We start from the raw sequence: 13,923 nt of genomic DNA, 5'->3' as shown, positions 1-13,923 counted from the left end.
CCCAGCAAAAAATCTTCATAAAAAAAGCACCGTTTGGTGCTTTTTTTGTTTAGATATCGAATCTTAAACCGCTATCTTGTTTTATCTTTTCGATCACCATATAGGTGTGGTGCGTACCAACACCGGGAATATCAACCAAATCACCCAAAACTTGGCGATATTCGTCCATATCAGAGACTCGCACTTTTAATAGGTAATCGTATCCGCCTGCCACCATGTCGCACTCGACCACTTGTGGAATATTTAAAATATATTCTCTGAACACTTTAAACACTGAGGTATTTGAGGTCACTAACGACACTTGCACATGAGCCAACAAACTTTGATTAAGCTTGGCTTCGCTTAACTTTGCATAATACCCCTCAATGTAGCCCTCTTGCTCTAAGCGCTTAACACGGTCAAGACATGGACTCGGACTCAAATTCACCTGTTTTGCCAGGTTAACGTTCGATATTCTGCCATTTTTTTGCAGAGCGTCTAAAATTGCTAAATCGATACGATCTAACATGCGTAATCTATTCGGGTTAGTCATAACAGAATTTTATGCGGCTAAGTTAACGGTATGCCCTGTAAATTATCGTAAATCGAAAAATATAACCAGCATATTCTGCTGGATTTTAATTAGAATGCACGGATTATATCAATGGTAAGAAATACTTTTAGTTTATTTCTAGACTCCACATACCAGAGGGTTACATATGCTATTTAATGGCGATTTGACAACTGAATGTCCAATTAGACAAAAGATCCGCGACTTTTACCGTATAGATGAAAATGCGGTTATCGATCACATTTTGCCTTTGGCTGAAGTAGGCGTTAAAGCCCGTAGCCGAGCGTGGGAACGTGCTCGTCAAATGGTTTTAAATATCCGTCGCGACCAAGATGGTCAAAGCGGTGTCGATGCACTGTTAAACGAATTCTCACTATCGAGTGAAGAAGGCGTTGTTTTAATGTGTTTAGCAGAAGCATTACTACGTGTTCCAGATAAGGCAACGCAAGACTCGCTTATCCGTGACAAGCTTGCCAAGGGTGATTGGAGTTCGCATTTAGGTAGCAGTGACTCTTTATTCGTAAACGCCTCATCTTGGGGTCTGTTAGTAACGGGTAAAATGGTTAACTACAGCGACAAATCTAAAGAGCAACAATTTGGTGTGCTTAAGAAAACCATTGGTCGTTTAGGTGAACCGGTTATTCGTAAATCTGTGAACTTCGCGATGAAGATCATGGGTAAGCAGTTCGTAATGGGTCGTACCATTGACGAAGCAATTGAACGTGCTGCTGATAAAGAACAAAAAGGCTACGTATACTCATACGATATGCTAGGTGAAGGCGCGCGCACCATGAAAGATGCTGAGCGTTATTTCCAAAGCTACATGACAGCCATTCATGCAATTGGTAAAGCTGCAAATGGTCGCGGTCCAATAAAGAGCCCGGGTATTTCAGTGAAAATTTCTGCGATTCATCCACGTTACGAGTTCACGCATCGTGAACGTGTTATGGCTGAAATCGTACCAAAACTAAAAGAACTTGCACTTGCAGCTAAAAGCTACGATATCGGCTTTACGGTTGATGCTGAAGAAGCTGACCGTTTAGATATTTCTTTAGATATTATCGAAGCGGTATTCAGTGATGAAGAACTGGGTAACTGGCAAGGTTTCGGTTTAGCAGTTCAAGCCTACCAAAAACGCGCTATTTTCGTTGTTGAGTGGGTTGCAGACCTTGCACGCCGTGTTGGCCGCAAATTAATGGTTCGTCTTGTAAAAGGCGCATACTGGGATACCGAAATCAAAACCACACAACAAGATGGTTTAGATCACTACCCTGTATTTACCCGTAAAGCGACTACCGACGTATCATACAAAGCCTGTGCGATTAAACTGCTTGAAGCACGCGATGTTCTGTATCCGCAATTTGCAACACACAATGCTTATACAGCAGCGACGATTTTAGAAGTTGCAAAAGGCGATCACGAAGGCTTCGAATTCCAACGTTTACACGGTATGGGTGAATCACTGTTCGACCAAATCGTTGAACAAGAAAAAATTCAGTGTCGTGTATACGCACCCGTAGGTCAGCATGAAGACTTACTTGCATACTTAGTACGTCGTTTATTAGAAAACGGCGCTAACTCATCGTTTGTTAACGCGATTGTTGATACCACTCAACCAGTTGAAGCACTGTTACCAGACCCAGTTGAAACACTGCAAGGGTTGCGTAATAAGTACAACACGCAAATCAAGATGCCTATCGATTTATACGGTGACGAGCGAGCGAACTCAAAAGGCATGGATTTAACTGACATCAATGCCATTACACCATTTAAAGAAAACCTAGACACCTGGTTTGCAGAAAATCGCATTGAGTTAAATGATGTACCAGAAGGTTCAATTGCAGTTAAAAACCCTGCGAACCACAAAGAAATCATTGGTCATGTGAAACTACAATCATCTGATGAGATGACTGCGCTTCTTGAAAATGCTGAAAAAGCGTTTGAATCATGGTCACAAACACCGGTTAAAGAACGTGCTAACTTACTTCGCCGCATCGCTGATATTTTAGAGCGTCACCACGATGAACTCGTCGCTCTTTGTATTAAAGAAGCGGGTAAAGTGGCGCAAGATGGCATTGATGAAGTGCGTGAAGCCGTTGATTTCTGCCGTTATTACGCTGCTCGTGCTGAAGAGTTATCTGAAGATGAGCGTTTTGAAGCGCGTGGCGTGATCTTATGTATCAGCCCATGGAACTTCCCGCTTGCTATCTTCTTAGGCCAAGTTGCTGCTGCTATCGTAACGGGTAACACGGTGATTGCAAAACCAGCTGAGCAAACAAGTTTAATTGCGCTTCGTACAATTGACCTTATGTTATCTGTTGGCTTACCTGAGCATGTTGTACAACCTGTTATTGCACGTGGTAGCGAAGTAGGTAAGACAATTGTACCTGATGAGCGTATTCAAGCTGTGATGTTCACAGGTTCAACTGAAACAGGCACAATCATCTCGCAAACACTGGCTGCACGTAACGACATTCAAGTGCCGTTAATTGCAGAAACAGGTGGTCAAAACTGTATGATCGTTGACTCAACAGCGCTTCCTGAGCAAGTTGTTGATGATGTGATCAGCTCTGGCTTCCAAAGTGCGGGTCAACGTTGTTCTGCATTACGTGTTTTATTCTTACAAGAAGATATTGCTGATGGCATCATTGAGATGATCAAAGGCGCATTAAAAGAGCTTCATGTTGGCGACCCTTCATTACTTTCGACTGACATTGGTCCTGTAATTGACGAAAAAGCACTGAAAAACTTAAACGAACACGTTGAATACTTAAAAGGTAATGCAACACTTCATTACGAGTGTGCAATTCCTGATAACAACGAAAATGGCGCTTATTTCTTCGCACCGCGTTTATATGAAATTAAAGACCTTTCAGTACTTAAACGCGAAGTATTTGGTCCATGTGTGCACATTATTCGTTTCAAAGGCTCAGAGCTTGATAATGTGATTGATCAAATCAATGGCACTGGCTTCGGTCTAACAATGGGTATTCACTCACGTATTGAAGAGCGTTGTGAATACTTAGCAAAAATGTCTCGTGCAGGTAATGTGTACGTAAACCGTAACATGATTGGTGCAATTGTTGGTGTGCAACCATTTGGTGGTCGTGGCCTTTCAGGTACTGGCCCTAAAGCAGGTGGTCCTAACTACTTACAACGTCTTGTGAAAGAAAAAGCGTCACCTGATAACGTACAAATGACGAACCTATCACCTGATGAGCTAGACACTCATCATTATTCAGGTGCGGCTGAGCAAGTTGCTAAGCTAATGGAAAACTCATTACGCGATGAAAAAATCTGGCGTGCAACACCGTTAAACGACCGCGTTTCTGCGGTACGTCAGTTGTTAGCAAAAGTCGCTACTGTCGAAATTATCGACGAGCTTGCTGATGACTTAGCATTAACATTAGCCGATGCACGTGCGCAGCTTAACCGCCTTGAAAAGCACATGCGTAAACACACTGTATTACCTGGACCAACAGGTGAATCTAATACGCTTCACCTTGAGCCTCGTGGTTGTGTTGTGTGTTATGCCGATAAGAGTACTTCATTTAACTTCTGGGCGATTTCAATTATCACAGCACTTGCTGCGGGTAATACAGTAATCACCGTTGCATCTGAACTGTTCTACGAAGAAGCGGTTGCTTTCAAAGACAAGTTTATTTCAACAGGTATCGCCGAAGGTGTATTCCAAGTTGCTAAGCCTAACCAGTTACAAGCTATCTTGGCACACCCTCACCTTGCCGGTGCGGTTGTAGCAGCTCGCTCATCACGTTTAGGCTATTTCAGCCAACAGTTAGCACAACGTAAAGGGGCGATTCTGCCAGTGATTAGCTCTGAGTACTACGATACGTTAATCAAGCGCTTACTGACTGAAAAAACAATCAGTATCGATACAACAGCGTCAGGTGGTAATACATCACTGATGACGCTTGTTGAAGATGATGAGTAAACAGCGCATAAAAGTTAACTAACTTTGCTGTTATAAAATCTAAAAGCCCCTGTACCTAACAGGGGCTTTTTTATACCCAGATAAAATAGTCTAACATTAAGAAAAACAACCACTTTATAGACGAAAAGCTGCTCCAATTTCAAAATTATCACCTTTATTATTATTTACTAGAAGACAAAATATCTGCTAGGTTAAAGGTAATGTATTTAACTTGAAGTAAAGGCCTTGAAAACTCTCCCTATTGATCAACTAAAGCCCGGTATGTTTGTACATAGCGTTACAAAACAGACAGGCAAAATCCGCATTAAAAACCAAGGATGGGTGAAGACTCAGGGAGGTATCGATAAACTAGCTAAAGCGGGTATCTTAGAAGTCGTTATCGACCCCGATAAAACGCTCACAATGAGCAGTGACAATAAAGTGGAAGAGCAGCAAAACACTTCGCCGCCAGAGCCGCAAACCGTCGCCCATAACCCTTGGCATACATCGCATAGCGTGTCTGCAGAAATGGCCAAAGCGAATAGTTTATACAACGAAGCAAAGTCACTCCAAAGCAAAGCATTTAATGATATTCGTACTGGTAATAAAATTGATATTGCGCCATTTCAAGAATTGGCCAGTGGCTTTATGGACTCTGTTTTCCGTAATCAAGATGCCCTTGCCTGCATTACCAGATTGCGCGAAAAAGACGCCTATTTACTCGAACACTCAATTAACGTTTCAATTCTTATTAGTATTTTTGCCAAACACTTAGGCATCGATAAAAGCATCATTCAAGAAATAGCGACAGGTGCCCTACTGCATGATATTGGCAAAATAAAAATACCTGATGAAATACTCAATAAGCCAGGTAAGTTAACAGACGAAGAATATCAAATCATTCAAGACCATGCCCGTTTCAGCAAAGAAATATTAGAACAATCAGGCCTCAGTGGCATCGCAGTTGAAATTGCGGGTTTCCATCATGAGCGATTAGATGGCAGCGGCTACCCATTCGGTAAGCATGGTGATGAATTAAGCCTGTACGTTCGTATGGCGTCGATTGTTGATGTATATGACGCACTCACCGCAGAGCGAGTCTATAAAGCCGGTATGGAGCCAATTAAAGCATTTAAAATTCTAAAAGATGGCTGCCCAGATAGTTTTGATGGCGACCTTGTGACGAAATTTATTCAATGTATCGGTATTCACCCTGTCGGCACCTTGGTGAAACTTGAAAGCCAAAAGCTTGCCGTGGTTACACGAAGTAACCCAAGCAGCCCATTAAAACCCGTGGTAAAAGTGTTTTATAACGCCAAACATGCACACTATACCGAAGTGCAAGATATTGATTTAGCAAATAACCGTTGTCACGATAGCTTAGAAGCAGCAGTCAGACCCAATGACTTTAATGTCGATCTGATCCGCTTCTTTAAAAACTCAATTTTGCCATAGCCACTATTTTTAAATATAAGACTGGCTACTCTGGCCAGTCTTGCAGTGCTTTTAACGTAAACTCGTAACCGTCGTAACTAAATAAACTTTGCTCAGGTGTGATTTCTATCACATTGAGTACGCCAATATTATCGCCTTCATACAATTCACGACCATTTATCTTTATCCAACGTTTAGAGGCTTCAGAGGCATAAATGTGCGCCTGATACTTAATTGTTGGGATCAAGCTTTGCAGCGAGTCAGGCAGCAGTTCGACAGGCTCTGCGTATGATGAGTTTTTAGTACTGCGCGTTATATCAGCCACATGCTTATTATCGACATCTTGGACTGCTCTCTCGAAGGCACTTTTTAAGTTATTAGGCACGTCGTTAAATTCGTCATCAACCACGGTTTGGTTGACTTGCGATGGGCTTTGATCATTTAGCGGCTTACCCAGCACCTTGTATTTGCTCATGTCAATGTCTCGACTGCTCATTTGCTGCGGTGTCATTTGTTGCATTTGCATTGGCTGCGAAAATTGCGGTTGCTGAGGCTGATAAATTGGCTGATTTTGATACACAGGCTGTTGATAAACAGGTTGCCCTTGATAACCTTGATTAGCATAAACAGGCACGGTATTAACGGGTACTTGCACCCATTGATATTGCTGCCCTTGCACAGGAACTTGCTGCATCATTTGCTGCTGAGGTGCGACTGTAACAGGCACTTGGCCCACATTATTCGCAGTATTGTTAACAGGCAGATTGGCCTGTGTATTGGCAGCTTGCGGAACGGCTGTTGCGGGTGCCTGTTCTTTTACAGGTACATTATTTGTATCTGTTGTCGCTAAAGTCTCTGTCGCTTGTGAAGAATTTTGTGTCTCTTCAGCACTGTTACTAGTAACTTGCTTTTGCGCAAAAGGTTCATTTTTTTGCAGCCATTTACCAATAGAGAAGCCTGCCATCAGCGTTAAAATAACCGCTAGTAATAACCCAAACGAAAAGGCAAGACGGCGATAACGGGTTAATTCTTGTTGTTGTTTAAGCTGCAGAGCAGCGTGGTCATGATCAATCGCTGTTTGCTCGTGTTGACCAGATTGTTTAATTGCATCTAAAAGTAATGACATAAATGATCACTCGTTATATTAGGTAAGATAAACCAATACCCATACCCAATACGGCTAAAAATGAAACAGGATAAAGCCAAACATAACTTGGCTCTTTGTTCGCAGTTGACGACATAGGCGCACTGCTTGGCGGTAAAGCTTCAACTGCTGAGCGCATGACAAGCTCACTATCAATGCTCAGCTTTTGCTGTGAAAAAGCCCCAACTAAGCAGCGCTCACACAATAAATTAATAAGCCTTGGCACCCCTTCTGTTACTTGGTAAATCGCTTTTAAGGCATCAGCAGAAAAGAGCGCTTGTTCAGTGCCTGCTTTGAGTAAACGGTGTTTAACATAAGCAAATACTTGGCCTTCGCTAAGCGGTAATAAGTGGTAACGCGCCGTAATACGTTGAGCAAGTTGTCTAAGTTCGGTGCGTTTTAATAGCTCTTGTAGCTCAGGCTGCCCAACTAAAACTATTTGTAGTAACTTTTTATGATCTGTTTCTATATTCGTCAATAAGCGTAATTGCTCAAGCACATCGGGAGCCAGCAATTGTGCTTCATCGATAATTAAGATGGTATGACCGCCTGCTAAATTATTCGCCTCAAGATGCTTTTTAATCACATCTGTTAAGGTTTTTAATGTGGCATTTTCGCTGTCATAGTCAATCTTAAGTTCGTCGCAAATACTGGCTAGCAATTCAAGTTGAGACAATGCCGGGTTGTGAATTTGTGCGACTTGCGTGTTTTCAGGTAACTGCTCTTGCAGACTTCTGGTTAATGTTGTTTTACCTGTTCCCACTTCGCCGGTTAAAAGTACAAAACCGCCGGCTTCACCTAATCCATAAGTAAGGTGCGCTAAGGCCTCTTTATGACGCTCACTAAGAAATAAATATTCAGGATTAGGGGCAATCGAAAAAGGTTTTTCTGACAAGCCAAAATAGCTTAAATACACCGTGATGTTCCTTGCGTTTAAAATCACGGCCTATAATGGCAAAAAACTACGCGACTTAAAACCTTGTTCGTACGTTATACTAAAATTACTTTAAGATAAAAAACACGGCCCCGAATAAAGCGCCTGTTTTTTGGAGTTTGGGTATCGCTGGCAAATAACGTAAAATACCGAAAAGGTAAAAATAATAGGTGTACTATGCAGGTTTATTTGGTCGGTGGCGCTGTAAGAGACGCACTGTTAGGTCGTGAAGTAAAAGAACGCGACTACGTTGTCGTAGGTGCAACTCCCGAGCAACTAATTAAACAAGGCTACCAACAAGTCGGCAAAGACTTTCCTGTTTTTTTGCACCCAAAAACAAAAGAAGAATATGCACTTGCCCGAACTGAGCGGAAACAAGGCCAAGGTTATACGGGATTTATCTGCGATTTCACGCCCGATGTCACTTTAGAACAAGACTTAATCCGCCGAGACCTAACTGTTAATGCGATAGCGCAAGCCGAAGATGGCACATTAGTTGACCCTTTTGGTGGGCAAAGCGATATCGAGAACCGTTTATTACGCCATGTTTCAGATGCGTTTTCTGAAGATCCGTTACGTATTTTACGAGTCGCCCGATTTGCTGCTCGTTATCATTACTTAGGCTTTTCTATTGCGCCAGAAACAGAACGTTTGCTTATTGCGATGGTAAAAGCAGGCGAGCTTGAAACACTCACAGCGGAACGAGTTTGGTTAGAATGCGAAAAATCTCTTAGTGATGGCGCATTTGCAGAGTTTTTAAATACTCTCTTTAAAATTGGAGGCTTACATGTGATCAGCCCCACGTTAGAATCGCAGTGGAGTGATGCATTGTATCAAACGATGCAAGCGCGCTTTGATTATGCCAACAAGCACTCTATTACAGACACAGCATTACTTTTTAGCCAAGTGACACTCTCGCTAACAGAATCTGATATTCACACAATCGCACAGCAGATCCGTCTACCAAATGAAGTGCGTGATGTTGCTCTTAACACTGTTGCTCATCGTTCAATATTGTCTGACAAGCAGCCGGATTGTGACGCACTGCTAGGCTGTTTTAACCGACTTGATTTATGGCGTCGTCCTGAGCGTTTAAACGCCGTACTCAAGGCGTTAGAAATAAGTGAACAAAAGCCAGTGGCATGTATAACACAACTACACCAAGTGACTGAACAGGCAAGCGCTGTCGATCCACAGCAATTTATCGCCCAAGGAATTAAAGGGGCCGACATAAAAACCGCGCTTGAAAACGCGCGGCTATCTATCATTAAAAATTATTTTTCATAACGTACGAGTCGCAGAAATACATCGGATTCTTTAGCGTGAAGACTGTTTATGCCTTTATCAAACTGATAAACCCAAGCAAGGTCTGTTCGCTCTTTTCCTGATGTACTGCTCCAGTAATTTTGCAGCTTAGTAGCAAGAAAGACACTTTCGTTAATACTCGGCTGCACGCATCGATGCTCTAAAATGCTGGCTAACTCTTTTACATTAGGCACATGCCAATCAGAAAAACCGGCAAGACGCGTATTCTTTGCACCGCGTAATGCTTCACCCCAGGTTAGCTGCTGGCTGGTGCCTTCACATGTTGCCGTTGCACTATTGTAAGTTTGTCCAAAGCTACAACGTTGCCACATTAAGCCTGTTTCTACATCACTTACCGTGCCATTTTCGTTAATGACAAAGCGGCTGTCTGGGGTCGTTTGCGTTACCGCATCGTAGCAAACCTGCGCCATAGCAAATGTAGGCTGTGTTGCCAGTAAGGCAACCGATGCATAGAAAGATAGTTTACGCATATTATTCTCCCGGTGTTCTTACTAAACGGACAAAGGCGGTTTTCCCTTTCGGATAGGCCAAGTCGTTTGCGCTGCTCATATCAATAATATATGCCTGCGACAAACTGGTACCATCCACAGCGGTTTGTGATGTCCAATACGGCATAAACGGGTTGCCATCATCGCTTAGCTGAATATTGCTTGGCTGATTTGGAAAAAACTCACTGTTGAGTAAGCTTACTTCACCTTGTTTAGCGTAATCCAGTATTCCCAGAAGTTCGGTATAGGTAGGAACACGCCAATTAGTGCCGCCGCAAAAATCAATCGCATTCACTTCATTCACATACGTTTGTAAACCACACGCGGTGTTACTTGGGCACGTTGAGTTTGCTGCACCTTGAACACTGCCCGTTTGTACCCCGTTATTACTATTTAAATACCATGTGTAATGATTTGTTGCTGCACGGTTAGTGGTTGCCGGTGGCAGTGTGGCACTTGCCGCTTTTACTTCCCAAATTAAGCCTGTCACGTTATCGCGTACACAACTAAAGTTTGCTGCGTCGTCTGGCAGCTCATCCGCAAATTCATTTAATTTTGTAAAATCAAATGCCAAGTCACCTTGGCCTACTTTATCAAGTTGATTAGCAACACTGTCACGCCCTAAATCTGCATCTTGAGCTGGGAAGTTATCACTTTTGCAGTTAATTTTTTGCGTGTTGTTATAGCAGTCGCTCATGCCCGTATCATTTATAAGGCCGAGGGGTTTAGGGCTGATACCAATCACTACCGTATCTGTATCACTGCGCGATTTACTGTCGGTGACGGTAACCTCAAAACTAAGTTCTGTGTCGGTATCAACATCAGGGGCAATGAATGTGGTGATACATTGATTTTGATTTGCAAGGGTGACTATTTCACCCGTTAGTTGTTCCCAATAGCACTGCTTGGTTGCAGTCACAATTTCACTGTTACTTGCATCAAGCGTAACGGTATCAAACTCTATAACTTGCTGATCTTCCCCAGCGTTAGCAATGATTACTTCAAGGGTTTTATTAAGCGTAAATGACTGTTCAGAGCTTGCAGAGCCCCCTTCATCATCGGTCACTGTTAGTCGCCATGTCATTGACGTGTTTGATTCTAGCAGCGGGTGAGTAAAGCTAATCGTTTGATTATTAAAGCTATCAACGGTTAAATCTGGGCCCGAAAGCTGAGTCCATAAGTAACTGTCTATCGAACCATTTTCATCAATATCGACAGACTCTTCACCACTGAGCACAATAGTATCATTGTATTTTGAGGGCAGTTCTTGCGGTGCAGTTTGCGTGATCACGGCAACAGGCAGCTGGTTATTAGAGGTAATGAATATGCTTACTTCATCACTGACTAACTGACCATCACCCGTTTGATAATTAACTTTAAGTACGAGCTCTGAGTCTCGCTTAATATCAGGGGCAGTGAGAGTTTGCTCAGCACCTTCTGCTGGGAACCCCTCTACAACAGGGCCACTTACTCGTTGCCACGTAAATGTTCCATCAGCAGGCGAGCCCTTAGCCAATAATGTAAACTCGCTTTTTTCAATAATTTGCTGATCAGCTCCAGCATTAACTGTCGCAGCGATTGGTGTTGTGTCACTCGACCCACCGCCCCCACAGGCTGTGAGTGTCGTTAATGCAACAACTACAAGAGGCACTAATCTCATGTTTACCACCTTAAAATGCAACGTTGGCTTTATAACCAACTGCCAAATAAGAAGATAACTAGCAAGTAAAGTGCCAAGAACACCCTAAATTATAAGTAACTTTCTTGATGAATACGCACAAACAATTTAGTGCCAATTTTACTGTAATCTATCTTATATTCTCGGCCATCAAGGGCTTGAATGAACAATAGACGTTTTTCTTCTGCAAAAACATCAGGGCTGGTGATGTAAACCATTTCGAGGTAACGCTCTTTTGCTTCACGACGGTTTTTTGGCAGATCTTCTTTAAACGGTTCAAGACCATTTTGTGTCACTTTTATACGTGGGTGGGTTTCGCCATTCACAATTACTAAGTCGAGTTTTTTATCTTTATGAATAATTGTGTTTCGACCACTTTTAATAAAAGAACGTTCTTGACTCATAGCCTTTTCCTACTTACTGCCACCTAATTACTTACATCTTTCTGTAAACGAGTATTGATAAATTCACTAGGGTTTAATTTCCAACGATTCAAATCTGCACTGAATTGCCAAATATCAGTATCAAGTGCATTGGCAGGCAACAATAAATCGTACCCTGTCAATTGCCTCAAATGCTGCGTACGATTAGCAAACATGGCAATCAATCCTTTGTAAAGCTGACCACTAGGGGCAGTGTAGTCCGTCTCTTCAACTAACCATTCTGATGGGCAATTGCCATTTTTGCAATGTTTTTGAACAACTTGCATAAATATATGACGTTGTTCTATTAATAATCGCCCTGCAATTCGGGGGTGAATCTGAGTTAAAAATTCATCTATGTTATTGAGTTTAATACCAACTGCGTTTAACTCAAGGTATTCTAAGCCTTGTTCCACTTTTGGGACACCACTGTGGTAAAAGTTTTCTCGTTTTAATTGCCAATGCCCAACTTTATGATGATATATAAGCAATTGATTAGTATAGGTAAAGCTATAATAAGGCTCTTGTGTTTTTAAAAAGCCGACAAATATAGCAGCAAGGCAGCTACTGACTAAAAAAATTTCCACTATACTAATCTCACCGGGCCGTAGCAGGTTAAACAGCATAATGAATACAAGCCCAATGCCTCCGACCAATAAAAACTCAATACCATGTCGCGAAGCCTGTGCCCGTACCTTTAAAATCGCGTTTTTGTTATCCATACACTGAAAAGTAAAAAATAAACATTACAATTGTGACCAAAACAATCTTTCTAAGCGTTAAACAATACGGACACTTGGTTTGTTTACTCATACTTACACCTCTCTTCTCATAACAATTAAGGAACAAATACGCTGAACTTTTAACTTTTACGCCAAATGCACAAATATATGAGATACCTGACATACGGGGCACGTACTAATTTTGTACACTACACTCAACTAATTTTCTGGTAACACGATGATGTATTCGACACAATCTGGTAAAGCGCTTTTTCCTTTTATTATTACCCTTTTGCTAGGGTTATGTATTTATTTATATTTACCTTCAAGCCAAGGCGAGCAAAGCAACTTTGGAGACCGTTCAACCCAGGTTGTCGCACATACCGTCACGGCTGAAGAAAATGCCGTTTTAATCGAAGCGATAGGCAGCGCGCGCGCGAATCAAGCGATCTTCATTCGCAGTGCACAAAACGACTATGTGACTGATATATTTTTCAATGATGGCGATTTAGTAAGTAAAGGTCAAAAACTAGTTCAGTTACAAGCACAACAAGAAGAATTAGCAGTAAAAGAATTGAGTATCAATTTACGTGAAGAAAAACGCCAACTAGACCGCTTAACCGAACTATCACGTTCGCAAGCAACCGCTAAATCGTTACTTGAAGAGCAATTGTCTCGTGTAGATGCCACCGAAGCTCAGCTTGAAAGCGCCAAAACTAAACTGGCAGAAATGACCATTAAAGCGCCTTTTTCAGGCTTATTAGGTAAGCGTGAAATCTCGATAGGTACTTATGTTAATAGCACCACCAATATTACCACTCTCGATGATATCAGTATTATAAAAGTGGATTTTAAAGTTCCTGAAAAATACCTTGCACAACTGCAGCTAGGCATGAAAGTCATGACTCAAAATGATGCCTACCCAGGAAAAACCTTTAACGGCAAAGTCACGCACATCAGCTCACGCATTGACTCGGTTACTCGCAGTGTTGAAGTGACGGCCAGTTTTACCAATTCAAGCGGTTTATTACGCCCTGGTATGCTGTTAAACACTGCATTACAACTAAGTTCAAACCAAGCACTCATGGTGCCTGAAAAAGCAGTAATCCCTCAGCAAGATAAACACTATGTATTCAAAATTGAAGACGGGGTTGCCAATAAAGTTGAAGTACATGTAGCGGGACGTCATAACGGGTGGGTTGCCATCGATAAGGGTCTAACAGATGGTCAACAAGTCGTGACTGAAGGCATTATCAAAATTCGCACTGGCAGCAAAGTTAGTATCAAGGGCTAA

Annotated in this window: 11 protein-coding genes; 4 read left to right on the top strand and 7 right to left on the bottom strand. The window is 42.1% G+C overall.

All coding sequences use genetic code 11. The annotated features are described in order from the left end of the window. Positions 1-49: 49 nt before the first annotated feature. Complete coding sequence (locus GZH31_RS03215; protein ID WP_036970835.1) at positions 50-532, bottom strand: winged helix-turn-helix transcriptional regulator; 483 nt, start codon at positions 530-532, stop codon at positions 50-52. 166 nt (positions 533-698) lie between these two features. On the opposite strand from GZH31_RS03215, the gene putA reads away from it, so the two are divergent. Together putA and GZH31_RS03205 are read left to right on the top strand one after the other, a co-directional pair. Beyond that, positions 699-4,502, top strand: a complete 3,804-nt coding sequence (gene putA / locus GZH31_RS03210; RefSeq protein WP_036970837.1) for a bifunctional proline dehydrogenase/L-glutamate gamma-semialdehyde dehydrogenase PutA — start codon at positions 699-701, stop codon at positions 4,500-4,502. A gap of 225 nt (positions 4,503-4,727) precedes the next feature. Then, complete coding sequence (locus GZH31_RS03205; protein ID WP_180311366.1) at positions 4,728-5,936, top strand: HD-GYP domain-containing protein; 1,209 nt, start codon at positions 4,728-4,730, stop codon at positions 5,934-5,936. A gap of 25 nt (positions 5,937-5,961) precedes the next feature. Here GZH31_RS03205 and GZH31_RS03200 read toward each other — a convergent pair whose 3' ends face one another. After that, positions 5,962-7,041 (bottom strand): general secretion pathway protein GspB, encoded by a 1,080-nt coding sequence (locus GZH31_RS03200; protein WP_036970841.1) that lies wholly within the window; start codon positions 7,039-7,041, stop codon positions 5,962-5,964. A gap of 13 nt (positions 7,042-7,054) precedes the next feature. Continuing rightward, positions 7,055-7,975, bottom strand: a complete 921-nt coding sequence (locus tag GZH31_RS03195) for an ExeA family protein (protein ID WP_180311365.1) — start codon at positions 7,973-7,975, stop codon at positions 7,055-7,057. A gap of 195 nt (positions 7,976-8,170) precedes the next feature. Between GZH31_RS03195 and GZH31_RS03190 the strand changes: the two genes are divergently transcribed. Then, positions 8,171-9,280 (top strand): tRNA nucleotidyltransferase, encoded by a 1,110-nt coding sequence (locus tag GZH31_RS03190; RefSeq protein ID WP_036970846.1) that lies wholly within the window; start codon positions 8,171-8,173, stop codon positions 9,278-9,280. Here the strand turns inward: GZH31_RS03190 and GZH31_RS03185 are convergent. The 4 genes from GZH31_RS03185 to GZH31_RS03170 all read right to left on the bottom strand — a co-directional run bounded on the left by GZH31_RS03185 (position 9,268) and on the right by GZH31_RS03170 (position 12,629). Beyond that, on the bottom strand, positions 9,268-9,729 hold the full coding sequence (locus tag GZH31_RS03185; RefSeq protein WP_227006851.1) for a DUF1566 domain-containing protein: 462 nt from the start codon (positions 9,727-9,729) through the stop codon (positions 9,268-9,270). The two genes, GZH31_RS03190 and GZH31_RS03185, sit on opposite strands and share 13 nt — an antisense overlap. A 61-nt stretch (positions 9,730-9,790) precedes the next feature. After that, positions 9,791-11,467, bottom strand: a complete 1,677-nt coding sequence (locus GZH31_RS03180; RefSeq protein ID WP_036970850.1) for a DUF1566 domain-containing protein — start codon at positions 11,465-11,467, stop codon at positions 9,791-9,793. 89 nt (positions 11,468-11,556) lie between these two features. Further along, on the bottom strand, positions 11,557-11,889 hold the full coding sequence (locus GZH31_RS03175) for a hypothetical protein (protein WP_036970853.1): 333 nt from the start codon (positions 11,887-11,889) through the stop codon (positions 11,557-11,559). 23 nt (positions 11,890-11,912) lie between these two features. Continuing rightward, positions 11,913-12,629 (bottom strand): DUF2982 domain-containing protein, encoded by a 717-nt coding sequence (locus tag GZH31_RS03170; protein ID WP_180311364.1) that lies wholly within the window; start codon positions 12,627-12,629, stop codon positions 11,913-11,915. 241 nt (positions 12,630-12,870) lie between these two features. Here GZH31_RS03170 and GZH31_RS03165 point away from each other — a divergent pair, with 241 nt between their 5' ends. Further along, positions 12,871-13,923: an efflux RND transporter periplasmic adaptor subunit gene (locus tag GZH31_RS03165; RefSeq protein WP_036971758.1), complete on the top strand. Its 1,053-nt coding sequence runs from the start codon at positions 12,871-12,873 to the stop codon at positions 13,921-13,923.

This window comes from Pseudoalteromonas sp. JSTW, assembly GCF_013423925.1.
GTDB classification, from domain to species: Bacteria; Pseudomonadota; Gammaproteobacteria; order Enterobacterales; family Alteromonadaceae; genus Pseudoalteromonas; species Pseudoalteromonas lipolytica.
Note: the sequence above shows the minus strand (reverse complement) of the source record. Positions and strands in the feature narration are given on the sequence as shown.